Here is a 22,025-nt window from a genome sequence, read left to right on the forward strand (position 1 = left end):
GCGGTATCTTACTAGAGCATGATGCCGAAAAGCGTGAGCCGTTTTCTGACGACATCATGCTCTCATCCTGTTCTATGCCGCCCGATTCCAACGAACCAGTCTTAGCAAACTATCGGGCTTGCCGAAGCCCCCGGACTTCACGGCGCACCGAAAATGCCGACCATCGGCGGCCGTGACATCGAACCATGGCACGCCGGCTTCGATCTCGCCCTTCGGGGCGAGCACCCTGACCCCGAGCGCATGGAAAACGGCAAGCGCCGTGTCGCCACCCCCGAGCATCAGCATGTCAGGCCCGGTATCGTCGATAACCGTTTTGACGCCTGCCGCAAAACGGTGGGCGACCAGTGTTGCATCGGCTGCCATATCGCCGGAGCAGCGCAGCAGCGCCGGCAGCGCCATGCCCTCCCCGCCTTCGATCTCCCCCATCGGCGCGTCCACCACCATGCGCAGGACGCCCGAAGCTTCGAGCCGGTCCATCTGGGCTATGGTAATCGGGTCGCGCGAGCCGAAGGCAAATAGCGTACCTGGGGTCGCTGCAAATTCCGGCATTGGCTGTCGCTCCTCTTCGCCAAGCCGGCGGGCAAGTGCGGCGCCGAGACCCCGGGCGCCCACCGCAAGTGTCAGCCGCCAGTCATGATCGGCAACGATCTGGTCGAGATCCATGTCGTCCTCCGCATCGGCAACGGCAACATTGCCCGCGCGGCCGTTGAACAGATCGGCGATCGGCAGCGGCCCGTCGACGCCGCGGCCGACGACGCAGCCCCGGTAGGTCACGCGCTCCTGATCGGGAATGGCGGGCGCCACGAGAATGGTCTCCAGGCCGAGCACCTCCGCCAGCGCCAGGCTTTCCGCCGCGACATTACCCTTCAACCGGGAGTCGATCTTCTTCATGACGATATCAGGCTTTGCGCCGCGAAGCGCCCCAGTCGCGTGGCGCACCCTCTCGGCAGCTTCGCGCTCGCCAATGGCGCGCGATGCAGTATTGACGACGACGACATCACAACCGGTGGCGACCGCATCCTGAGCAGCCTCGACATCGACGGCGACCGAAACCGAGAGGCCGGCTTCGACGAAGGGCGTGCCGGTATCGAGCGCACCCGTCAGATCATCGGCGATGATAACGGCCTTCAGCGTCATGCGGTCTGTCCGGTGTTGACGGCGTGGCAGGCGACGAGATGGCCGGGTTTCGCCTCCTTCCACGCGGGAATGATTTTGCTGCAGACATCCATGGCGATCGGGCAGCGCGTGTGGAAACGGCAGCCCGACGGCGGGTTCAGCGGGCTCGGCACGTCGCCCTGCAGGATCTGGCGCTGACGCGTGCGCTCATGCTCCGGATCGGTATCCGGAACGGCCGACAGCAGCGCTTTGGTATAGGGGTGCAGCGGGTTGTCGAAGAGTTCCTCGCGGGTGGCAAGTTCGGCCAGCCGCCCAAGATACATGACGCCGACGCGGGTGCTGATGTGGCGCACCACGGCGAGGTCATGGGCGATGAAGAGATAGGTCAGCCCATATTTCTCCTGCAGATCCAGCAGCAGATTGATGATCTGTGCCTGGATCGACACGTCGAGCGCCGAGATCGCCTCGTCGCAGACGATGAATTTCGGCTGGCAGGCGAGCGCGCGGGCGATGACGACGCGCTGGCGCTGGCCGCCGGAAAGCTCGTGCGGGTAACGTTGGGCAAATCGCTTGGGCAGGCCGACATCGGTGAGCAGCGTCGCCACCCTCTCCTTCAGCTCCGCCTTGGTGCAGAGCTTGTGGAAGAGGATCGGCTCGCCGATCGCTTCGCCCACCGTCATCCGCGGATTGAGCGTCGAATACGGATCCTGGAAGACGATCTGCAGGTCGCGGCGGAAGGGCCGCATCTGCTTTTCGTCGAGCGTCGCGAGATCCTGACCCTTGTAGACGACCTTGCCGCTGGTCGCCTTGTAGAGGTTGAGGATGGTGAAACCGGTCGTGGACTTGCCGCAGCCGGATTCACCGACAAGGCTCAGCGTCTCGCCTTCCATGATGTCGAGGTTGACATTGTCGAGCGCATAAACGGTCGCCGAACGCTCCCCGAAGGCGCCGAGCTTGACGTGGAAATGCTTGACCAGGTTTTCGACCTTGAGCAGCGGTTCGGCACCCATCATGCGGCCTCCTGCATTCTCTGGACGACGAAACAGGCGGCGCGATGATTGCTGCTGCCGCTCAGCGGTTCGAGTTGCGGCACCTTCTCGTGACAGATGTTTTCCACAAGCGGACAACGCGGCGCAAACGGGCAGCCCTTCGGCCGGCGGCCAGGCTCCGGCGGCGTGCCGCCGATCGAGCTCAACCGGCTTGCCGGCGGGTCTGACAGTTTCGGGATCGAGGACAGCAGACCGCGCGTATAGGGATGGCTCGGGCGGGCATAGAGTTCGTCGACCGGCGCGTCCTCGACCACGGTGCCGGCATAGAGCACGGCGACGCGATCGACGAGGCCGGCGATCAGCGCCAGGTCATGGGTGATCCAGACCACCGACATGCCGAGCTTGGCGCGCAGATCCTTCACCAGATCAACGATCTGGGCCTGGATGGTGACGTCAAGCGCCGTCGTCGGCTCATCGGCGATCAGAAGTTTCGGGTTGCAGGCAAGGCCGATCGCGATCATCACCCGCTGGCGCATGCCGCCGGAAAGTTCGTGCGGATAGGCCTGCAGGCGCTCCTCTGGGCCGGGAATGCCGACCAGGCGCAGAAGCTCGACAGCGCGCGTGCGGGCTTCGGCCTTTTTCATGCCGCGGTGGTAGATCAGCGGCTCGCAGATCTGGTCGCCGACGCGCATGACGGGATTGAGCGAGGTCATCGGATCCTGAAAAACGAAGCCGATATCGCCGCCGCGCACCTTGCGCAGCTCTCGATTGGACATTGTCTGCAGGTCGCGCCCGTCGAACGTCGCCGATCCCCTGGTGACCTTGATCTTGTTCGGCAGCAGGCGCATCAGGCTCAACATGGTCAGGCTCTTGCCGCAGCCGGATTCGCCGACGACGCCGAGGGTCTCGCCCTTATCGACATGGAGATCGATGCCGTCGACGACGACGGCCGGGCCGTTACGGCCGTCGATTTCGACGGTAAGGCCTCTGACATCGAGCAGGCGGTCGGTGCTTTTGGTGTCCATCATTTGCTGCCCCGCGGATTGAGCGCGTCGTTGAGGCCGTCGCCGAGGAAGCTGAAGGCAACCGAGGCAAGGCCAAGCACGGCCGCCGGAGCGGCGAGAAGATGCGGATAATGCTGCCAGACGCGAAGCCCGTCCGAGATCATGTTGCCCCAGCTGGGCGTCGGCGGATTGACACCCACGCCGAGGAAGCTGAAGGCGCTTTCCAGCACCATCGCCGTGCCGAGACCGGCGCTGACCGAGACGATCAACGGCCCCAGCGCATTCGGAATGACATAACGCTTGATGATGATCCAGTTCGACAGGCCGAGCGCCTGGGCCGCGGTGATATAGGGCCGGCTGCGGATCGACAGCACCTGGGCGCGGACGAGACGGGCATAGGGCGGCCAGGAGATCAACGCCATCGACCCGAAGACGAGGATGAAATCCACCCATATCGTCTGGCGGTAGAAGGGATTGAGGGTCTCGAGGTAGCGCGCCTCCATCCATTTGCTGATCGGCGATTTCAGCGAGGCGTTGATGACGACGACGAGCAGCAGGTTGGGAACCGACATCGTCACATCGGTCAGCCACATGATGGCGCGATCGAAGGGATTGCCGAAGAAACCGGCCACCGCGCCGAGCGTGAGGCCGATCACCACCGCGAAAAAGGTGACGATGACGGCGACGAGGAAAGCGGTGCGCGTGCCGAAGACCACACGGCTGAAGACGTCGCGGCCGAGATCGTCGGTGCCGAAGAGGTGGCTCATCGACGGCAGTGCGTTGCGGGCGTTGAGGTCCTGGCTCAGATAGTCGTAGGGCGTGAGATAGGGCCCAAAGATCGCCGTGAAGGCGAGGATCAGGACGACGACGAGGCCGAAGATGGCAAGCTTGTTGCGCTTCAGCCGGTACCAAGCGTCGCGCCAGAGGCTGACCGGCGGCTCCTCGATGGTTTCAGCGGTGGAAAGAGGGACGGCGGACATGGTCAGCGGCTCCTTCTTGAATCATTGGCGCGTGGATCGAGCAGCGGGTAGAGCACATCCACCAGCAGGTTCGACACCATCACCAGGAACGATCCGATCAGCGTGATGGCCAGAATGACCGGATAATCGGAATTGATCAGCGCCTGCACGGTCAAGCGGCCAAGGCCCGGCAGGCCGAAAACGAGTTCGACGAAGATCGCGCCGTTGACGATGGTGATCATGATCAGGCCGAGCTGGGTGACGACGGGTGTGAGCACCGGCCGCAGGATATGGCGCAGCGCCACGACGATCTCGGGCACGCCCTTGGCGCGGGCGGTCCGGACGAAATCCTCAGACAGCACCTCGATGACGGCGGCGCGCGTCTGCCGCACGATCAACGCGATCGGCTGGAAGGACAGGACGAGCAGCGGCAGCAGTATCCGGACATCGAATATGCCGCCCCAGCCGTAGGGCACGCTTGCACCCGGCAGCAGCACGATGAGGCCGACCATCAGCAGCGGACCGGCGACATAGGCCGGGATCGCCCAGAGGAAGAGCGCCGAGCCCAGAATGGCATAGTCGATGCGCGAATTCTGGTTCAGCGCCGCGATCATGCCGAGCGGAATCGCAACGACGGCTGTCAGGATGATCGAACAGAGAGCCAGCTGGAAGGAGACGGGTGCAGCCGCCGAAACCATTGCCCAGACGGAGCGGCCCGAGGTCAGCGAATTGCCGAACTGGCCGTGCAGCAGGTTCCAGATGTAAAGGCCGAACTGTTCGATGAAGGGCTTGTTGAGGCCGGCACTTTCGCGAATGGCTTCGATGCGCTGCGGATTATAGGCGACATCACCGGGCGCGCGCAGGAAGATCAGCTTGATCGGATCGCCGGCGCCATAGAAGGCCAGCGCATAGACGGCCAGCATCACCACCAGAACCGACGGAATCCAGATGGCAAACCGGGTTAGCACGTAGCGCAGCAAGGCCACCTCCCACCTGTTGTTCGATGCGTTCCCGCTTTTGGCTGCGATCGCATCTCTTCTTCTTGAAACTTGCGCGAAGGCCTTGCAGCCTTCGCGCGGGTTAGTGCCGACAGGGACGGTTTCCGCCGATCAACCGATGGAAATGTTCCAGGGTTCGACCACCTGCCAGTCGAGGTTCTTTTCCAGGCCCTTGACGTCCTTGGTGGCCCAGCGCGACATCGCCTGAGAATACCACGGGATGAAGGCCCAATCGTCGCGGAACGCCTTCTGGGCTTGCTGGGCGAGAGCGATGCGCTGCGGATCATCCGCAGCCTTGGTCGTCGCTTCGGCAAGGGCGCTGTCGACCTTGTCGTTCTTGTATCCGCCGAGCTTGTTCTGTGCGTTCGACGAGGTCGAGGCGATGGAGCCCGCGAGATAAGAGACCGCATCGGGCACCCGGGTGCCGACGTCGTCGCGGAAGATCTGGACCGAGTTCTGGTCCGGACCGGCATAGGAGTCCTGCTGCGGCTTCATGTCGACGGCCGTGATGCCGAGATTCTGGCGCCACTGCTCGGCAATGAACTGGGCGGCGGCTTGAATGGCCGGCCCCGAGATGCCGACGAACAGGATCTTCGGCAGGCGCTCCGGCCCGCCATAGGTCGATTCCGCAAGCAGCTTTTTTGCGCCTTCCGGATCATAGGGATAGGGCTCGAAGCCGGAATTGTCAGCGCCCGGAACCGAATTGAGGATCTGGTCGGCCTTCTTGTGCGGCCCATCGGGATAGGACGCCTTGAACAGCCCGTCGCGATCGACCGCCATGATCAGCGCCTGGCGAACCTTCGGATCGTCCATCGGCGCACGGGAGATGTTGAACCAGAAGTGCTGGCTCGTCGGAATCAGTGGTCCTGCCGAGAATTCCGGGCCGAGATCCTGGATGATGGTCGAGGTGATGAGTTCGGTATGGGCGTTGAACTCTCCCGACTTGATCAGCGACGTCGCGCTGACATTGTCTTCGATCGAGGTGATGTCGATGCGTGCAAGCTTCGGCTTCGGCCCGAAGAAATTCTCGTTCGGCTCGAAAGAAAGCTTGCCGGCGTCGATATCGAGGCTCGTCAGCTTGAAGGGGCCGGAGAAGACCGGCTTACTATCCGGCTTGTACCAGTCGATGATCTCCTCGCCGTCGCTGCCGCGCGATTGCGATGCCTTGGTGATCGGCGCGATGTGGTTTGCGAGCCGCATGAAGAAGATCGGATCGGCGGCCGCCAGCGTCACGACGACCGTTCCCTCGTCGGGCGTTGCGACACCCGTCAACTCGTTGCCGGAACCGGCGGCGATTTCGGCATAACCCTTGACCTTGCTCAGCACCTGGTCGGCGCGCTGGTTCTTGGTGTTCGGCATCGAGGCGACTTCCCACGATCCCTTGACGTCGGCCGCGGTGATCTTGCTGCCGTCGGAGAAGACGGCCTTGGGGTCGATCTTGAAGGTCCAGACGGTGTTGTCGGCCGATTCCCAGCTGGTGAAGACGTAAGGCTTGATATTGCCTTGGCTGTCGAAATACATCGGCGAGGCCCACCAGATCGAATTCCAGCGGAATGTCCTGCCGCCGCCGCGCAATGGCGACCAGTCCTGGTCGAAGGCCGGATGCGCGACCTTCAACACCTGGCCTTCATCGGCCATCACGATGCGGGCATTCATCCCGAACACGGTCAGGCCGACGCCGGCCGCAAGGCCGAGCTTCAGCGCGTTGCGACGCGATAGATTGGTTTTATCCGTTTGGTCAAAAGACATGGCATTCCCTCCCACGGTGAATTCGGCAGCGCTCTCCCTGCACCTGCCAGGCGCAGCACAATCCGTCCCGTATCGTTCTCTCGTTATTGTAAATATGTCAACAAAAAATCGTTATTTTGATCCGAACAAAATTTCGTTGTAAAAATATATAAACAATAACAGATAGATAAGTTTTCTAATCTGCACCGCAGCACTTTGTCTTCTTGACAAAATGGCCGCAATGGAAAAGTTCTTTGCACTCCATCACGACAGATGAATGACATTTCCATGCGCCATCGGGCGGTTCATCGCCCCCAGACAGGACGCGCCGAGGAGGGCGAAATGAGCCATCACAGGATTACAGGCGTTTTCAGCGCATCGGCAACGCCGCTGACGGCAGACAATACACCTGATCTCGCCCTTTTCACCGATCATTGCCGGCAGTTGCTGGCCGAGGGATGTCATGGCGTGGCGCTGCTCGGCACGACGGGCGAGGCCAATTCCTTCTCCGCAGCCGAGCGCCGCACGATTCTGGAAGCGGCATTGAAGGCCGGCATTCCGGCCGACAGGCTTTTGCCGGGCACCGGTGTCGTCGCCATCCCCGAGACCGTGGAGCTGACCCGGCACGCGCTGTCGCTTGGCGTGACCAAGGTGGTGATGCTGCCGCCCTTCTACTACAAGGGCGTCACCGACGATGGGCTCTTCGCCGCCTATTCGCAGGTGCTGGAAAAAGTCGCCGATACCCGCCTGCAGGTCATCCTCTATCATATCCCGCAGGTCTCCGGCGTGCCGCTCTCCCTTCCGCTGATCGGCCGGCTGATTGCCGCCTTCCCGGAAACGGTCGTCGGCATCAAAGAATCTGCCGGTGATTTCAACAACATGCAGGCAATCATCGCCGCCCATCCCAGTTTTTCGGTGCTGGCGGGCGCCGATCCGCTGCTGCTGCCGCTCTTGAAGGCGGGCGGGGCCGGCTGCATCACCGCCACCTCCAATCTCGTGGCGAATTCGCTGCGCACTGTCTACGACCATGTCCATGACGAGACGCGTGCTGGCGATGTCGAGGCGGCGCAGGCCCGCATCAACGCCTATCGCACGCTGTCCAATTCCTACGTCCAGATCCCCACCATCAAGGCAATGGTGGGGCTGAAAACCGGCAATCCCGCCTGGAGGCGCACGCGCGCGCCGCTGATGCCGCTCGGCGATGCCGACTATGCCGCACTCGCCGATAGCTACGCCAAGCTGCCTTGAGGAGATCCGTCATGCGTTTTACCGGCCTGCCTCCGGAAGCCGTTCCTGCCCTGATGACAGGGGCCATCGCCCCTCACCCCACGATCGAGGGCCGCGCCGAGGCCTACCTGCCCTCCCCTTGCATCCAGAACCATGCGGCCAATCTTGCCTTTCTGCCAGACGGCACGCTGACCTGCGTCTGGTTCGGCGGCACCATGGAGGGCATGGGTGACATCTCGATTTACATGTCGCGGCTGGCGCCCGGCTCCGAGTGCTGGTCCGCACCGGAAAAGATGAGCGACGATCCGCAGAAATCCGAGCAAAATCCGTTGATTTTCAATGCTCCGGACGGAAAGATCTGGCTGCTCTATACCTCGCAGACCTCGGGCAATCAGGACGGTTCGATTGTCAAATGCCGGATTTCAAGTGATGGCGGCCGGAGCTTCGGCGCTGTCCGAATCCTCTGCGACAGCCCCGGCACCTTCGTTCGCCAGCAGATCGTCGTCAACGGCAGGGGCGACTGGCTGCTTCCGGTCTTCCGCTGCGTCGGCCTGAACGGCCAGCGCTGGAGCGGCGATGCCGACACGGCTGCCGTGCTGATATCGCGCGATGGCGGCGCGAGTTGGCAGATGCGGGATGTTCCGGACAGTCTCGGCGCCGTACATATGAACATCCTGCCGCTCGGCGGCGACGAAATGATCGCCTTCTATCGCAACCGTTTCGCCGTAAACATCCTGTCGAGCCGATCTTCCGATGGTGGCGAGAACTGGAGTGCGCCCGAACCCACCGACCTGCCGAACAACAATTCCTCGATTCAGGCCACGATCCTGAATGATGGAGCAATCGCAATGGTTTACAACCATTCGAATGCCGGCATGTCGGATGCGCGGCGCCAGTCGCTCTATGATGAAATCGAGGATGGCGCTGCCGGCGAGACCGTCGTTGCAGCCGATGGCGGCCGCAAAGCCATTTGGGGTGTTCCGCGGGCGCCGCTGAGCCTGGCGATATCGTGGGATGGCGGCAAGAGCTTTCCACACCACATCGATCTCGATACCGGCGACGGCTTCTGCCTCAGCAACAATTCGAAGGATTCGCTGAACCGCGAATTCTCCTATCCCTCGGTCCTCCAGGGTCGCAACGGCACGCTCCATATCGCCTACACCTACTACCGGCGCGCCATCAAATATGTCAGCCTCGCCCCGCAATCCCTGCCGTGAGCAAAGCGGCAGCCGGAAAATTGTAAACCTGCGTCCAATCGCATGCGAAAAATGCAGGATACAACGGCCGTCGACCGGCAGCGGGATGGTAGTTGACAACAGGATCGGATTATTCATCGCCGTCGGCGTGGCGGCCGGCCCTTTGCGCCGAACTGCAGTCGCCATCGATATAGACTCAATAACCCACTGATATATTTATTGATACTGATACGGAGCCCCGTCTCAAGGCGCAAGCAAGCCCATATCTGCCGATAAAAATCTCCACCCTTTGGAATGCCGGCTTGACATTGATCTTACAACTTTACATTAAAGAGAGGGACGATATTGCAGGGAGGACTGGTTCATGGCCAGCTTGGGTTCGCCAATCACGATCGTTCGGCCGCATCTGATCGAATTCGGCGTCGGCACGGCGGGAAAGCTCGGCAAATGGGCCGCCGATAAGGGCTATCGGCGCACACTTGTCATCTCCGATGCCTTCAACGCCTCGCGCATCGACGTGCTGGAGCTGAAGGGTGAGGTGGCAGTCTTCTCCGATGTGATGCCTGAACCGGATACGGCCAATCTCGAAAAGGTCCTGGCGGCGGCAAACGCCGCCGATGCCGAGCTGGTCGTCGGCTTCGGCGGCGGCAGCGCCATGGATCTGGCAAAACTGGCGGCCGTGCTTGCCGGCTCCACGCAGACGCTGCATGAGGTCGTCGGCCCGAACAGGGTGCATGGGCCGCGCAAGGTCGCTCTCGCCCAGGTGCCAACGACATCGGGCACCGGCAGCGAGGCCGGCATCCGCGCGCTGGTCACCGATCCCACCACGAAGGCAAAGCTTGCGGTGGAAAGCCTGCACATGCTGGCCGATATCGCCGTCATAGATCCGGCTTTGACGTTCAGCGTACCCGCCCGTACGACGGCCGCCACCGGCGTCGACGCGATGGCCCATTGCGTCGAGGCCTTCACCAACCGCAAAGCCCATCCGATGGTCGATATCTATGCGATCGAGGGAACGCGCCTCGTCGGCAAATATCTCGCCCGTGCTGTCAAGGACGGCAACGACACCGAAGCGCGCGCCGGCCTATCACTCGCCTCGCTATACGGCGGCCTTTGCCTGGGCCCGGTCAACACCGCCGGCGGCCATGCGCTCGCCTATCCCCTCGGCACCCGCTGGCATGTGGCCCATGGCGCGGCCAATGCGCTGATCTTCCCGCATGTGCTCGCCTTCAACACGCCGGCTGCCCCGGAAAAGACGAAGGCGGTGATGGACGCGCTCGGTTATGAGACCTCGGAGAACACCGCATCCGTCTTCGATGCGGCTTACGCTTTCTGCGCCGAGCTCGGCATCGAAATGAAGCTCTCCGGCCTTGGCGTGCCGGAGAGCGATCTCGATGCCATGGCCGACGACGCCTTTGCCATTCGCCGTCTGCTCGATAACAATCCGCGCGACCTCTCGCGCGCCGACATTCGCTCGATTTACGCCGCCGCTTTTTAGGCGGCAAAGTTTTCAGAAGGGACTCGCTCGATGGACAGGAATGCGAAAGTCGCCGTGACGCTGGGCGATCCGGCCGGCGTCGGCCCCGAAGTGATCGTCAAGGCCTTGGCAGCTCTTCCGATCGAAGAGCGCCGCGATTTCGTCATCGTCGGCAATGTCGAAGCGTTGGAGCGCGCCGACCGCGCCACCGGCGCCGGGCTGAAATTCGGCCCTGCAGATGCCGCCGGCAACGACAGGATCGCCGTCGACGAGGTGCCGCTCGGCGCGGCCCTGCCCGAAATCGGCAAGATCAGCCCCGTCGCCGGCGATGCCTCGGTGCGCTATATCACCCGCGCCGTCGATCTCGCCATGTCGGGCCAAGCCGATGTCATCGTCACCGCGCCGATCAACAAGGAGGCGATGAACCTCGCCGGCCATCACCATGACGGTCATACCGGGCTGCTTGCGCATCTCACCGGCTCGAAAAGCTCCTTCATGCTGCTCGCTTCCGAGCGGCTGAACACCATCCACGTCTCCACCCATATCTCGCTGAAGGGCGCGATCGAGCGCGCCAAGACCGAGCGGGTGCTGGCGACCATCGAAGCCGGCCACAGGCACTTCCTGCGGCTCGGCCGCAAGGCGCGCATCGCCGTCGCCGGCCTCAATCCGCATTGCGGCGAAAACGGCCTGTTCGGCACCGAAGACATGGAGTTTCTCGCGCCCGCCGTCGAGCAGGCGCAGGCAAAAGGCATCGACGTCGTCGGGCCGATCTCGGCCGATACGGTGTTTGCCCGCGCCTATAACGGGGCTTTCGATCTGGTCATCGCCCAGTATCACGACCAGGGCCATATCCCGATCAAGCTCGTCGCCTTCGAGACTGCGGTCAACGTCTCCCTCGGCCTGCCGATCGACCGCGTCTCCGTCGACCACGGCACCGCCTTCGACATTGCCGGCACCGGCAAGGCCAACCATGTCAACATGCTGTCGGCCATCGCCTATGCCAGGCTGATGGCCCGCTCGCCGCGGCGGGAGGTGTGATTGCGGCAATCCGGGAGAAATGCTGCGCCGGTCGTCACCGAAACGTTGATTGCACCCTCAACCCTTCAGATGCCGAACAGACGGCGATCCCAGAAGACGGGTTGGTGGAGGCTCGCGGTGATCGAGGGGAATTCCGGGTGGGCCGGGTTGATCAATATGTTGCGGTCGACGCGGGCGACGACGCTTGGCACCAGCAGGATGACGCTGCGTTTTTCCTGGCACCATTTTTCGCCGAAAGCCTTGCTGACAACAGCCGGCATGCTGTCCCAGCCGGGCAGCGCGGGCTCGGAGAAGACCTCGTAGCTTAACCCACGCGGTATTGTGATCGTCACATAGTGCTGGTTGGGCGGCAGCCGCCCGCTGCCGTGGACGAGCTTTTCGAGCAGCGCCGTCGAATAATGCTCGCTGGTGTAGATGATCGGGCTGCCCGATGTGTTCCACCGTCCCGGCGCGATGGTCGAGCCGGTGGCGTCGAAGATCGGATAGGTTCCGGCGGGATCGCCGATGCGGACGGATGTCAACGTCCGGTCGAGATGCTGTGCGCTCACGCAGCGCTGCCGTATTTCAGGCTTCCGAGGATATCGAGTACCAGCTCGCCGCCGATCTCGCTCTGGATGACCACGTCGATCGGCCGCCTGTCCTCCAACATTGCATGCGGGCGAAACAGGAAGTCGCGCGCCTCAGCCTCGCTCTGCCAGACATCGAGTGCCAGGCCCCAGACACGGGCAAGACGGGCGAGCTTTATGCCCTCGTCGGAAGAGAGCCGATGCTTGGACTTGCGCCGCTCATAGGTGGCCTTCGGAACGAGGCGGTATTTGAACTGGACATCATCGGGCGCCAGAAGCAGCGCCATGCGATCGAGCGCCTTGACCGGCAAACCTTCTTCGATGCTGGAGAGCAGGCCGAAGGCCGAACGCGATGCCGGTTCCCTGGCAGGCAATCCGAGAACATCGGCGATGAGCGCAAATCCCATCATGATCATGGATCCTTTTCACTTGAGGTTATATTTAGTCTCAAGTGATACAATGTTCAATAGCGCCGATCCGGCTTATCTTCGATAGCTGCCAAATATCTGCGTCTGCGTGATCGGCATCTGGACATGAGTTCGGACTGGTGGTTCGTTCGTACCGGGGCTTCAGCTTTGCCCCTGATGCAGCCGACGGAAAATCCGCTCGATCTGGGCAACGACGGCGAAAAAGACGATGCCGGAGAGAGAAGCGAGCACGACGGCGGCAAAGAGCCTTTCCGCCTGATAGTTGAATGTCGACTGGATGATGACAGCACCCAGCCCCTGGTTCGAGCCGATCCACTCCCCGACGATCGCGCCGATCACACAGGTGGTTGCCGAAATGCGCAATGACGCAAAGAGCAAGGGGGCGGACCGTGGTGCGCGCAGGCGCCAGAACGTTTCCCATCCGCTCGCCGAAAGCACATGCATCAGGTCAAGCTCGCTCGCAGTCGCCAGATTGAGGCCCCGGGCGGTATTCACCAGGGTTGGGAAGAAGCAGATGAGAGCGGCGATGATGATCTTCGGAAGCATGCCGAGGCCGAAGATGAGGATGATGATCGGCGCGAGCGCCAGCACCGGGATGGTGTTGAAGAGCAGGACGACGGGAAAATAGGCGGCCTGGAACCGCGGATTATAGACAAAGGCAATCGCCATGATCACGGCGAGACCGTTGCCCAGGAGGAAGCCGAGACCCGCCTCCCCCCATGTCGGAACGGCATTCGACAGCAGGAAGCGCCATTCGATGCCAAGCGTGCGCAGGATCGCCAGCGGCGTGGGAACGATATAACTGGGAATACCGAGAGCCGGCACCAGCCATTGCCAGGCGAGAAGCAATGAGAGGGCACCGATAACAGGAAGGCCGATCGCCTCGATGATGGATAACGGACGGTGCGTCATGCAGCCGAACTCCCCTCCTGCAGCAATTGGCGCAGACGGGCGGCGGTCTCCTGGACATCGAGGCTCTCACGCCGACAGAGGCCGCGCTCGTCTTTCAGCGGCGCAAGGTCGATCAGCGCCTGGACGCGGCCCGGATTGGCGGCCAGGACCAGCACGCGTCCGCCGAGATAGATCGCCTCGATGACGCTGTGAGTGACGAACAGGATGGTCGTGCCGGTCCGGCGCCAGACGTCCAGAAGCTCGTCGTTCAGTCGTTCGCGGGTGATCTCGTCGAGCGCACCGAAGGGCTCGTCCATGAGCAGGATATCCGGCTCGCATTGAAGCGCACGCGCTATGGCGACGCGCTGGCGCTGTCCGCCGGACAATTGATGCGGATAGCGGTCGGCCAGATGCGACAGGCCGACCAGCTCGATCCAATGGTTGGGCCGCGGATCGACCAAGCGCGAGACGCTCTTCTTCCCCACCTGGAGCGGCAGCGCGACATTCTCCCTCACGGTCCGCCAGGGTAACAGCGTTGCGTCCTGAAAGACGAAGGCGACCTCGCGCCGCCGGCGCGCCTCCGAAGCTGTCCTGCCGAGCACCGACAGCCGCCCGTCAAGCGGCGGAAGAAGATCCGCCACCGCACGCAGGAAGGTCGACTTGCCACAACCGGAAGGGCCGAGAATGGTCAGAAACTCACCCCTGCCGACGCTGAGGTCGACGCCGGACAGAATGCGGGTCGTCTCGACAGCGCCGGCATAGCCGATAGCCAGATCCTTGGTTTCGATGGCCGCTGCTTCAGGCAAATCCGCTCTCACGCAATCTTCGGGCGGTCGCCCGCCGTCATGTCCAGTATCTCCGTCGTATAGCAATCCTCCAGCTTCGGAGCGCCGCTCTTGAACTGACCGATCTTGTCATAGACGGAAATCTGCTCGGCAAGCGCGGCTGGATCGAAGCTGCCCCAGCCATCCTTGCCGGTCGCAGAGTCGAAGCTCAGCGACAATATACGCGGCACCGTCTTCAGCTCTACGGCAAGATCGAGCTGCGGATAGGCCTCGACTGTCAACTTCACCGCCTCTTCGGGATGTTCATGCGTCCAGGCCCAGCCCTTGGCGACGGCACGCAGCACCTTTGCCAGCGTCTCGGCGTTGCCGCTCACGGCATCGTCGGTGGCGAAATAGACATTGGCATAGGATGGCAGGCCCGTGTCCTTCATCATCAGATCGATGCGGTCGGGGCCGATGACGGAAAGGGCCTGCGTGTTGGTGATCCATCCGGTGACCGCATCCACCTGGCCGGTCATCAGCGACGTCATGTCGAAGCCGATATTGGTGATGGTCAGGCTCGAGGGATCGATATTGTTCTTCAGCAGGATGGCATCGAGCACATAACGGGCCGTCGGCTGGATGCCGATGCGCTTGCCGACCATATCCCTGACGGTGCGGATCGGCGCTTTGGGCAGCGAGTAGAAGGCGAAAGGCGCCATGCGGAAACCGCAGGCGAAGATCTTGATCGGCACGCCGGATGACCTGGCAAGAAGAAGCTGTGCTGAATCCGAGAATTGGCCGAGCTGCGCATCACCGGTGATCACAGGCGGCACCGTTGCCGAATTGGGACCGCCAGGGGAAAACTCGACGTCGAGACCCTCGGCCTCAAACAGGCCTTGCTTGACGGCAACGATATCGCCGATCTGTCCGTTGCTCATCAGCCAATCATATTTGATGACGACTTTGGATGCCGCGGCGTTCGAATGACGCGGTACGAATACGCTGATCCCCGCCGTCGCCGCGGCGAGAGCAAAGGCTCCGCCCTTCAGGACGGTACGCCTGCCGACCGCGATTTGTTTGTCATCCCCGTTCATTTGCTTGCCTTCCCCTTGTTGGTTTATCGGACGGCTGGCTGGGCCGCTTATGCTCGTTACTGCGGGTCGATGTCGCCGATCGGGCCGCCTTCGGACCACGCATAGATCTCCCAGAGATTGTCGTCGGGATCGGCGAAATAGCAGCATCGCGCATTCCAGACGTAATTCTGCGGCGGCGCGTGGAAGAGCACGCCCGCGGCCTTCAGCTCCGCATAGGCAGCATCGACCTGCTGTGGCGAGGCAAGCTCGATGGCCGCGCAGGCCTTGTGCACGCCCGGAGGCGCCCGGCGGTTTGAGACACCGGTATTCTCGGCGATATGCGCGATCTCCCAGAGCGCCAGCGTCACGCCCGCGCCTTTGAAATCGGCAAAGCCGGGAGCGCGGCGGCGCGGCTTGAAGCCAAGCCGCTCGACATAGAAGGCAGATGCTCTTTCGATATCCTCGACCAAAAAACAGATGTCGGTAATCGGATTGGTTTGGGCAAAAGCGGTCATACGGGCCTCCTGATGGGAAAAGCCTCGCAGACCGCAGCCTCAAGAGATTTCAAATTCGTGCGGTTATCTTTCGCAAAATTGCTGATTTGCCATCGGCGGGCGCCGGCTCAAAGACGGACCGAACGCTGGTATTCCTTCGGTGTCGCCCCCATCAGACGCCGAAAGACGCTGGAGAAATGCGCCTGGCTGGAAAAGCCTGTGGTATAAGCGATGTTTGCAAGCGTCTCCTTGCCATCGGCAAGGTAAAGTCGCGCCCGCTCGATCCTGCGTTCGAGGACGAAGCGATGCGGCGCCATGCCCGCCGCCCGTTTGAATTCCCGACTGAAGTGAAAGGGGCTCATATGGGCCACACCGGCCAGCTCCTCAACACTCAAATCGGATTTGCCAAGCAGGTCCTCGATGTAATCGATCACGCGCCGGAGATTCTCCGATGTCAGCGGACGATCGCCGGCTTCAGGTTTGGCGCCCAGCAGTTTTACAACACAACAGGCGAGCGCCATTCCCAGATGCTGCATCAAAAGCGGGTCGTCGCGCCCGGTCTTCTCGGCGGCAAATGCAAGAGAAAGCGCAACCTGCAGCGTTGTCGGATCCGTCGTCGCGCTCAGCGCATCACTATCCCAATGCTCGGGATCGAAGCGAGAACCCCCGATGCCGCTGTAGAGCGCCGGTGACTGGAAGATCGAGATATAATCCGCCGCATCGCCCTCGACCTCAAGGACCGTGGCAGCCGGTTGAAATCCCAGAGTGAAGGGCGGCCTCTCAACTTTGCAGAATGCCCCGCTTCCAAACCGATAGGCATATTTGCCGTGCGCCGTACGGTTGATCGAAATTCTATGAAGCGAGCCCCTTGAAACCATTTGCCCCGCGGCACTGCGATAGGTCTCGACGATCATGTCGCGTTGAACGAAGGCCTTGTAGCCTCCGAGGGATGGCCGGCTTATTGAGAAAATCTGCGGATCGATATCGGGCATTGTTTCATTCTCCCTGACAGGGAGAGAGGCAAGTTGCGCGCCAAATGGAAGCCAAGCTTCGCGCTGGATATCAACGTCGTGGGATAAAACCCGACCGCGCCCATGTAAATCGTGATTTTATGACTGCTGTCGCGCCACACGGCACCACGGCCTGGCAGGCGTTCACCCTCGGCAAATCTGGTCGCATGCGCAAGAATTATGCAGTGCGTGTTTCTTCCTGATCGGTGGCTGTGGACTGTCGACTCATCTGATCGCTCTCAAAACCGCCGAGACATCCGAAATCATTCCCGGTCATGGGAAACCGCAGCCAGGGATCAGCTTTCGTTCCCTCCACTCTTTTCCCCGGAGATCGTTCTTTTGGAAATTCGTTCCTCCTCATCCGCATTAATCCATTTAATCTATAGACATAATTAATTGGAGAGAATGGCAATGAGCATCGAAAAATCCGGAAGCGGTCTCGGAAGACGAGACCTGTTGAAACTGTCCGCCGCGGCCGGGGTTGCCGTCGCCGGTGCCTCCCTCATCGGGCAGAAGCCGGTTTTTGCAGCCGAAGAGCTGTCGCTGAAAGGCAAGCGCATAGCCATCAGCGCCACCGGCACCGATCACTTCTTCGACCTGCAGGCCTATAATGCCCAGATCGAAGAGGTAAAGCGCCTCGGCGGCGAGCCCATCGCCGTCGATGCCGGGCGCAATGACGGCAAGCTGGTTTCGCAATTGCAGACGCTGATCGCCCAGAAGCCGGATGCGATCGTCCAGATCCTCGGTACGCTCAGCGTCATCGATCCCTGGCTGAAGAAGGCGCGCGATGCCGGGATCCCGGTTTTGACCGTCGACGTCGGCTCGACCAATTCGATCAACAACACGACTTCCGACAATTGGGGCATCGGCAAGGACCTGGCGCTACAGCTCGTCTCCGATATCGGCGGCGAAGGCAATATCGTCGTCTTCAACGGCTTCTACGGCGTCACCCCCTGCGCGATCCGCTACGACCAGCTGGTCAATGTCGTCAAATATTTCCCGAAGGTGAAAATCCTCCAGCCGGAACTGCGCGACGTCATCCCGAACACCGTGCAGGACGCCTTCACGCAGATCACGGCCATCCTCAACAAATATCCGGAAAAGGGTTCGATCAAGGCGATCTGGTCGGCCTGGGACATTCCGCAGCTGGGCGCGACTCAGGCTCTGACGGCCGCCGGGCGGACCGAGATCCGCACCTACGGCGTCGACGGCAGCCCGGAAGTGCTGCAGCTCATCGCCGATCCGAATTCGCCGGCCGGCGCCGATGTCGCCCAGCAGCCGGCGGAAATCGGCCGCACCGCCATCCGCAACGTCGCCAAGCTGCTCGCCGGCCAGACCCTGCCGCGCGAAACCTATGTTCCGGCGCTGCTCGCCAACAAGACCAATGTCGGCGAAGTCACCAAGAAACTCGGCATCGGCTGACACTGAACACGAGCGATCCGGCCCTGCCGGATCGCTCGGAATCTGCCCGCCCGGAGAGATCGACATGACGGCCATTTCGTTGAAGCAGCCGGTCACGGCACGCAACGACATCATCCGCTTCGAAGGCATCGTCAAGCATTTCGGCGGGGCGCAGGCGCTTGCCGGCGCGTCGCTGATCGTCAGGCGCGGCACCATCCACGGTCTCGTCGGCCAGAACGGCGCCGGCAAGTCGACGCTGATCAAGCTGCTGGCCGGTCTTCACCAGCCGGATGGCGGCCGGATCGAGATCGAAGGGCGTACATTCGACAGGCTGACGCCGCATCTTGCCGAAGAGCTCGGCATCCACTTCATTCACCAGGATCGGCTGCTGGTGCCGACCTTCACCGTCGGCGAAGCCCTGTTCCTCGGCCGGGAACCGCGCATATCTGGCACGCCGTTCCTCGACCGGCGACTGATGCAGCGGCGCGCATCCGACATTCTCAACGACTATTTCGGTATCCGCTTGCCGAACAGCGCGCTGATCGGCGAATTGTCGACCGCCGAAAAGCAGATCGTGCAGATCACCCGCGCCCTCCTCAATCAGCCGAAAGTGCTCGTCTTCGATGAGCCGACCGCCGCCTTGGTGCGCCGCGAGGCCGATATCCTCTTCCAGCTGATCCGTCGTCTGCGCGACGAGGGCGTCACCATCATCTATATCTCGCATTACCTGAACGAAATCGAAGAGCTCTGCGACCACGTCACCGTGCTGCGCAATGGGCTTGATGTCGCCTCCCTGCCGATCGGGGACACCTCGGCCGGTGCGATTGCGCGGCTGATGGTCGAGCGCGACATCAAGGAGATGTTCCCGAAGCCACAGGTGACGCCTGGCGAGGAAATCCTCAAGGTCGAGCAACTGTCGGCGCCGGGGAAATATAGCGACGTCAGTTTCACGCTTCGCCGCGGCGAGGTGCTCGGCCTCACCGGCCTGCTCGGCTCCGGCGCCAAGGAGCTGGTCCGCGCGCTCTTCGGTCTGGAGACAGCGGCGTCCGGCCGTATCGAGGTCAGCGGCAAGGCTGCCCGTTTCACCAATCCAACGCAGGCGACCGGGCGCGAGATCGCGCTGGTGCCGGAAGACCGGCGACGCCACGGCATCGCGCTCGACCTCAGCGTCGCGGAAAATATCAGCCTTTCCAGCCTTGGCCGTTTCACCCGTTTCGGCTTTCTCGATCGCAAACGCGAACGGGACGAAGCCGATGCCCTGATTAGTCGGCTGCAGGTGAAAACCAATGGGCGCGATGCCCTGCTGCGCACGCTTTCAGGCGGCAACCAGCAGAAGATCGCCATCGCCAAATGGCTGAGCCGCCGCTCCGAGGTCTATCTCCTCGACGAGCCGACGGTCGGCGTCGATATCGGCTCCAAGGTCGAGATCTATACGCTGATCGGCGAACTCGCGGCGCGCGGCGCCGGTGTGATCGTGCTGTCTTCGGATCTGCCCGAACTCGTCGGCATCACCGACCGCATCCTCGTGCTCTTCCGCGGGCGGGTGGTGCGGGAATTCATCTCGTCGGAGACCACGGCGGATGCCGTGCTGGCGCAATCGACCGGATCATCCGAGGGACAACGCCATGTCGGCTGAAGTGGAATTCGCGCCTTCCGGTTTGTCTGCTGCGGAACCGCCTCCCCGGCCGGCCGGCAATATTGCAGCGGCCGCGCTACGCTTCGGATCGTTGATCGCCTTCGCCGCCATTCTGATCGTCTTCTCGCTGACTGCGCCCTATTTCCTCAGCATCGGCAATATCGGTAATGTGCTTGGCCAATCGGCCATCTCAGGCGTGCTTGCCATCGGTCTGACGATCGTGCTGATCGCCGGCGGCTCCAATGTCGTCACCGGCGGCATCGACCTGTCGCTCGCCGCCAATATGGGTCTCAGCGCCGCAGTCTATGCGAGCCTGACGCAGCTCGGCTACGGCGACGCGACGGCGATTGCGGCGGCGATCTTGACCGGGGCGCTAATCGGCACGGTGAATGCCATTGCCGTCGTCTATGCCGGCATCGTGCCACTGCTTGCCACGCTTGCCGTCATGAACGTCGTCGCCGGCCTGGAATTGGTGCTGACCGGCAATACCGTCCTGCCGGCCTCGACGCCCTTCCTCTCAGCGCTTTCGGCCTCGGATCCTTTCGGCATACCGGTTCTTGCCTATGTGCTCCTCGGCTTCACGGCGATCGCGACGGCGATCGTGCAATATACTCCGCTCGGCCTGCGTCTCTATGCTGTCGGTGAGTTTCCGGATGCGGCGCGTGCCGCCGGTCTGCCGCTTCGCCGGCTACTATCAGGTGCCTTCGTCGCCAGCGGCGTTTCCGGCGGCATCGCCGGCATCCTGTCCGTTTCCTATCTGAGCGGCAGCACGACCGGCGCCGGCGAGATGCTGCTGCCCGTCGTCGTCACCGCCCTGCTCGGCTCGGTCTTTTCGCGCCGGCTGGTTCCGACAGTCACCGGGACGCTGCTTTCGGCCCTTTTGGTCGGCTTCCTGGTCAACGGTTTCCAGTTGCTGAATATTTCGAGCACCCTGGTCAGCGGCGTCCAGGGCGTGCTCATTCTCATCGTCGTTTCCGCGACGACACTGCTGCGCCGGCAGGAGGCCTGACCATGTCGCTCCATATCCCTACCCCCGCCACGACAGGCTTGCCGCGTCTGATCGCCGGCGGCCTGGTGCGTTATGGGCTGATCCTCGCCCTGGTTGCGGTATTCGCCGCCTTTTCCCTGACAACGCCGACATTCACAACGCTGGCGAACCTGCAGAGCATACTGGTCAACAATTTCACGCTGCTTGCCATCGTCTCCATCGCCATGACCTTCGCCGTCGCCTCGGGCGGCATCGATCTTTCCGTGGGAACGGCAATGGATTTCGCCAGCTTCGCTTTCGTTTCGCTGGTTCTCGCCGGGCAGCCGGTGGCACTCGCCGCGCTGGCGGGACTGGCAGCCGGAGCGGTCGTCGGCGTCTTCAACGCGCTCTTGATCTCCGGGATCGGGGTGTCGCCGTTCCTCGCCACGCTCGGCACGCTGTTCATCGGCCGCAGCGTTCAACAACTGCTGACCAATGGCGGCAATCCGGTCTATCTGCCGCCGAACGGCGTGCCGGAGGCCTTCCGCTTCCTCGGCCACGGCACGGTCGCCGGCTTTCCGGTGCCGCTGGCCGCGGCCATCATCGTCATCGCAGCCGCAGCGGTGGTTTTTGCCCGCACGCGTTTCGGCCGTGTCATTCTGTCGATCGGCATCCAGCCGGGCGTCGTGCGCTATTCCGGCATCGCAGCGCCGGCCCATGTAACGGTGACCTTCATCCTGGTCGGGTTGATCGCGGCCATCGCCGGCCTGATCCTGACGGCAACCGTCACCACCTACATTCCATCCTCCGGCAATGCCTTCCTGCTCAATGCCATCGGCGCCACCTTCATCGGCACGACGCTCAGCCCGCTCGGGCGGCCGAATGTCGGCGGGACCGTCCTCGGCGCGCTGCTGCTCAGCGTCGTCGCCAACGGGCTGCTGCTGACAGACCTGAACTTCTATTGGCAGCAGGTCGGCACGGGAACGCTGATCTTTGCCGTGCTGGCCCTGAGCTTCATCAACAGAAAGGCTGCCGGCGGTGCGTAAGAGCCGGAAGCGGT

The 22,025-nt window shown here is 62.3% G+C and carries 22 protein-coding genes; 9 read left to right on the plus strand and 13 right to left on the minus strand.

Annotated features, from left to right (window positions below; all coding sequences use genetic code 11):
• Positions 1 to 72: 72 nt before the first annotated feature.
• The 6 genes from EEQ99_RS05435 to EEQ99_RS05460 all read right to left on the minus strand — a co-directional run bounded on the left by EEQ99_RS05435 (position 73) and on the right by EEQ99_RS05460 (position 6,815).
• Positions 73 to 1,137, minus strand: coding sequence for a four-carbon acid sugar kinase family protein (locus EEQ99_RS05435; protein ID WP_097544703.1), 1,065 nt, complete (start codon positions 1,135 to 1,137; stop codon positions 73 to 75).
• Positions 1,134 to 2,126, minus strand: coding sequence for an ABC transporter ATP-binding protein (locus EEQ99_RS05440; protein WP_097544702.1), 993 nt, complete (start codon positions 2,124 to 2,126; stop codon positions 1,134 to 1,136). Before EEQ99_RS05440 ends, EEQ99_RS05435 begins: the two co-directional genes overlap by 4 nt.
• On the minus strand, positions 2,126 to 3,133 hold the full coding sequence (locus EEQ99_RS05445; protein ID WP_047613216.1) for an ABC transporter ATP-binding protein: 1,008 nt from the start codon (positions 3,131 to 3,133) through the stop codon (positions 2,126 to 2,128). Before EEQ99_RS05445 ends, EEQ99_RS05440 begins: the two co-directional genes overlap by 1 nt.
• Positions 3,130 to 4,089 (minus strand): ABC transporter permease, encoded by a 960-nt coding sequence (locus tag EEQ99_RS05450; protein ID WP_047613218.1) that lies wholly within the window; start codon positions 4,087 to 4,089, stop codon positions 3,130 to 3,132. The genes EEQ99_RS05445 and EEQ99_RS05450 overlap by 4 nt, the downstream gene beginning before the upstream one ends.
• 2 nt (positions 4,090 to 4,091) lie before the next feature.
• Positions 4,092 to 5,048 carry an ABC transporter permease gene (locus EEQ99_RS05455; RefSeq protein ID WP_047613496.1) on the minus strand — a complete coding sequence of 319 codons (957 nt, stop codon included), beginning with the start codon at positions 5,046 to 5,048 and terminating at the stop codon, positions 4,092 to 4,094.
• A gap of 129 nt (positions 5,049 to 5,177) precedes the next feature.
• Positions 5,178 to 6,815, minus strand: coding sequence for an ABC transporter substrate-binding protein (locus EEQ99_RS05460; protein ID WP_047613219.1), 1,638 nt, complete (start codon positions 6,813 to 6,815; stop codon positions 5,178 to 5,180).
• A gap of 321 nt (positions 6,816 to 7,136) precedes the next feature.
• On the opposite strand from EEQ99_RS05460, the gene EEQ99_RS05465 reads away from it, so the two are divergent.
• From EEQ99_RS05465 to pdxA, 4 genes are all read left to right on the plus strand, one after another.
• Positions 7,137 to 8,042 (plus strand): dihydrodipicolinate synthase family protein, encoded by a 906-nt coding sequence (locus tag EEQ99_RS05465; RefSeq protein ID WP_028757420.1) that lies wholly within the window; start codon positions 7,137 to 7,139, stop codon positions 8,040 to 8,042.
• Between the two features lie 11 nt (positions 8,043 to 8,053).
• The gene (locus EEQ99_RS05470; RefSeq protein ID WP_127430103.1) at positions 8,054 to 9,238 is read left to right on the plus strand and encodes a sialidase family protein; all 1,185 of its coding nucleotides are present in this window, start codon (positions 8,054 to 8,056) and stop codon (positions 9,236 to 9,238) included.
• A 343-nt stretch (positions 9,239 to 9,581) separates the two neighbouring features.
• A complete protein-coding gene (locus EEQ99_RS05475) occupies positions 9,582 to 10,715 on the plus strand; it encodes an iron-containing alcohol dehydrogenase (protein ID WP_127430104.1) in 1,134 nt (377 codons plus the stop codon).
• A gap of 30 nt (positions 10,716 to 10,745) precedes the next feature.
• On the plus strand, positions 10,746 to 11,732 hold the full coding sequence (gene pdxA, locus EEQ99_RS05480) for a 4-hydroxythreonine-4-phosphate dehydrogenase PdxA (RefSeq protein WP_047615003.1): 987 nt from the start codon (positions 10,746 to 10,748) through the stop codon (positions 11,730 to 11,732).
• Positions 11,733 to 11,797: 65 nt separating this feature from the next.
• Here pdxA and EEQ99_RS05485 read toward each other — a convergent pair whose 3' ends face one another.
• From EEQ99_RS05485 to EEQ99_RS05515, 7 genes are all read right to left on the minus strand, one after another.
• Positions 11,798 to 12,280: an RES family NAD+ phosphorylase gene (locus EEQ99_RS05485; RefSeq protein ID WP_047615005.1), complete on the minus strand. Its 483-nt coding sequence runs from the start codon at positions 12,278 to 12,280 to the stop codon at positions 11,798 to 11,800.
• On the minus strand, positions 12,277 to 12,708 hold the full coding sequence (locus EEQ99_RS05490; protein ID WP_047613499.1) for an antitoxin Xre-like helix-turn-helix domain-containing protein: 432 nt from the start codon (positions 12,706 to 12,708) through the stop codon (positions 12,277 to 12,279). Before EEQ99_RS05490 ends, EEQ99_RS05485 begins: the two co-directional genes overlap by 4 nt.
• 159 nt (positions 12,709 to 12,867) lie before the next feature.
• Positions 12,868 to 13,638, minus strand: coding sequence for an ABC transporter permease (locus EEQ99_RS05495; RefSeq protein WP_047613228.1), 771 nt, complete (start codon positions 13,636 to 13,638; stop codon positions 12,868 to 12,870).
• Positions 13,635 to 14,423, minus strand: a complete 789-nt coding sequence (locus tag EEQ99_RS05500) for an ABC transporter ATP-binding protein (protein WP_063476181.1) — start codon at positions 14,421 to 14,423, stop codon at positions 13,635 to 13,637. The genes EEQ99_RS05495 and EEQ99_RS05500 overlap by 4 nt, the downstream gene beginning before the upstream one ends.
• 8 nt (positions 14,424 to 14,431) lie before the next feature.
• A complete protein-coding gene (locus EEQ99_RS05505; RefSeq protein WP_127430105.1) occupies positions 14,432 to 15,478 on the minus strand; it encodes an ABC transporter substrate-binding protein in 1,047 nt (348 codons plus the stop codon).
• Positions 15,479 to 15,534: 56 nt separating this feature from the next.
• The gene (locus EEQ99_RS05510) at positions 15,535 to 15,972 is read right to left on the minus strand and encodes a VOC family protein (RefSeq protein WP_127430106.1); all 438 of its coding nucleotides are present in this window, start codon (positions 15,970 to 15,972) and stop codon (positions 15,535 to 15,537) included.
• A 107-nt stretch (positions 15,973 to 16,079) separates the two neighbouring features.
• A complete protein-coding gene (locus EEQ99_RS05515) occupies positions 16,080 to 16,943 on the minus strand; it encodes an AraC family transcriptional regulator (protein WP_047613232.1) in 864 nt (287 codons plus the stop codon).
• Positions 16,944 to 16,987: 44 nt separating this feature from the next.
• Here EEQ99_RS05515 and EEQ99_RS34475 point away from each other — a divergent pair, with 44 nt between their 5' ends.
• The 5 genes from EEQ99_RS34475 (at position 16,988) to EEQ99_RS05540 (ending at position 22,011) form a co-directional block, all read left to right on the plus strand.
• Positions 16,988 to 17,164: a hypothetical protein gene (locus EEQ99_RS34475; RefSeq protein WP_155295713.1), complete on the plus strand. Its 177-nt coding sequence runs from the start codon at positions 16,988 to 16,990 to the stop codon at positions 17,162 to 17,164.
• A 208-nt stretch (positions 17,165 to 17,372) separates the two neighbouring features.
• The gene (locus EEQ99_RS05525) at positions 17,373 to 18,383 is read left to right on the plus strand and encodes a sugar ABC transporter substrate-binding protein (protein ID WP_047615008.1); all 1,011 of its coding nucleotides are present in this window, start codon (positions 17,373 to 17,375) and stop codon (positions 18,381 to 18,383) included.
• A gap of 64 nt (positions 18,384 to 18,447) precedes the next feature.
• A complete protein-coding gene (locus tag EEQ99_RS05530; RefSeq protein ID WP_127430107.1) occupies positions 18,448 to 19,998 on the plus strand; it encodes a sugar ABC transporter ATP-binding protein in 1,551 nt (516 codons plus the stop codon).
• Entirely contained in the window at positions 19,988 to 21,007 is a 1,020-nt protein-coding gene (locus EEQ99_RS05535; protein ID WP_127430108.1) for an ABC transporter permease, read from the plus strand. Before EEQ99_RS05530 ends, EEQ99_RS05535 begins: the two co-directional genes overlap by 11 nt.
• Positions 21,008 to 21,009: 2 nt before the next feature.
• Positions 21,010 to 22,011: an ABC transporter permease gene (locus EEQ99_RS05540; protein ID WP_097630939.1), complete on the plus strand. Its 1,002-nt coding sequence runs from the start codon at positions 21,010 to 21,012 to the stop codon at positions 22,009 to 22,011.
• The last annotated feature ends 14 nt before the right edge of the window (positions 22,012 to 22,025 follow it).

It is taken from the genome of Rhizobium anhuiense (genome assembly GCF_003985145.1).
GTDB classification, from domain to species: Bacteria; Pseudomonadota; Alphaproteobacteria; order Rhizobiales; family Rhizobiaceae; genus Rhizobium; species Rhizobium anhuiense.

Coding starts and splice junctions, on each gene's coding strand:
- EEQ99_RS05510 (WP_127430106.1), bottom strand. CDS start 15,972: ATGACCGCTTTTGCCCAAACCAATCCGATTACCGACATCTGTTTTTTG.
- EEQ99_RS05535 (WP_127430108.1), top strand. CDS start 19,988: ATGTCGGCTGAAGTGGAATTCGCGCCTTCCGGTTTGTCTGCTGCGGAA.
- EEQ99_RS05435 (WP_097544703.1), bottom strand. CDS start 1,137: ATGACGCTGAAGGCCGTTATCATCGCCGATGATCTGACGGGTGCGCTC.
- EEQ99_RS05460 (WP_047613219.1), bottom strand. CDS start 6,815: ATGTCTTTTGACCAAACGGATAAAACCAATCTATCGCGTCGCAACGCG.
- EEQ99_RS05530 (WP_127430107.1), top strand. CDS start 18,448: ATGACGGCCATTTCGTTGAAGCAGCCGGTCACGGCACGCAACGACATC.
- EEQ99_RS05505 (WP_127430105.1), bottom strand. CDS start 15,478: ATGAACGGGGATGACAAACAAATCGCGGTCGGCAGGCGTACCGTCCTG.
- EEQ99_RS05525 (WP_047615008.1), top strand. CDS start 17,373: ATGAGCATCGAAAAATCCGGAAGCGGTCTCGGAAGACGAGACCTGTTG.
- EEQ99_RS05515 (WP_047613232.1), bottom strand. CDS start 16,943: ATGCCCGATATCGATCCGCAGATTTTCTCAATAAGCCGGCCATCCCTC.
- EEQ99_RS05470 (WP_127430103.1), top strand. CDS start 8,054: ATGCGTTTTACCGGCCTGCCTCCGGAAGCCGTTCCTGCCCTGATGACA.
- EEQ99_RS05465 (WP_028757420.1), top strand. CDS start 7,137: ATGAGCCATCACAGGATTACAGGCGTTTTCAGCGCATCGGCAACGCCG.
- EEQ99_RS05440 (WP_097544702.1), bottom strand. CDS start 2,126: ATGGGTGCCGAACCGCTGCTCAAGGTCGAAAACCTGGTCAAGCATTTC.
- EEQ99_RS05450 (WP_047613218.1), bottom strand. CDS start 4,089: ATGTCCGCCGTCCCTCTTTCCACCGCTGAAACCATCGAGGAGCCGCCG.
- EEQ99_RS05495 (WP_047613228.1), bottom strand. CDS start 13,638: ATGACGCACCGTCCGTTATCCATCATCGAGGCGATCGGCCTTCCTGTT.
- pdxA (WP_047615003.1), top strand. CDS start 10,746: ATGGACAGGAATGCGAAAGTCGCCGTGACGCTGGGCGATCCGGCCGGC.
- EEQ99_RS05475 (WP_127430104.1), top strand. CDS start 9,582: ATGGCCAGCTTGGGTTCGCCAATCACGATCGTTCGGCCGCATCTGATC.
- EEQ99_RS05540 (WP_097630939.1), top strand. CDS start 21,010: ATGTCGCTCCATATCCCTACCCCCGCCACGACAGGCTTGCCGCGTCTG.
- EEQ99_RS05490 (WP_047613499.1), bottom strand. CDS start 12,708: ATGATGGGATTTGCGCTCATCGCCGATGTTCTCGGATTGCCTGCCAGG.
- EEQ99_RS34475 (WP_155295713.1), top strand. CDS start 16,988: ATGGAAGCCAAGCTTCGCGCTGGATATCAACGTCGTGGGATAAAACCC.
- EEQ99_RS05445 (WP_047613216.1), bottom strand. CDS start 3,133: ATGATGGACACCAAAAGCACCGACCGCCTGCTCGATGTCAGAGGCCTT.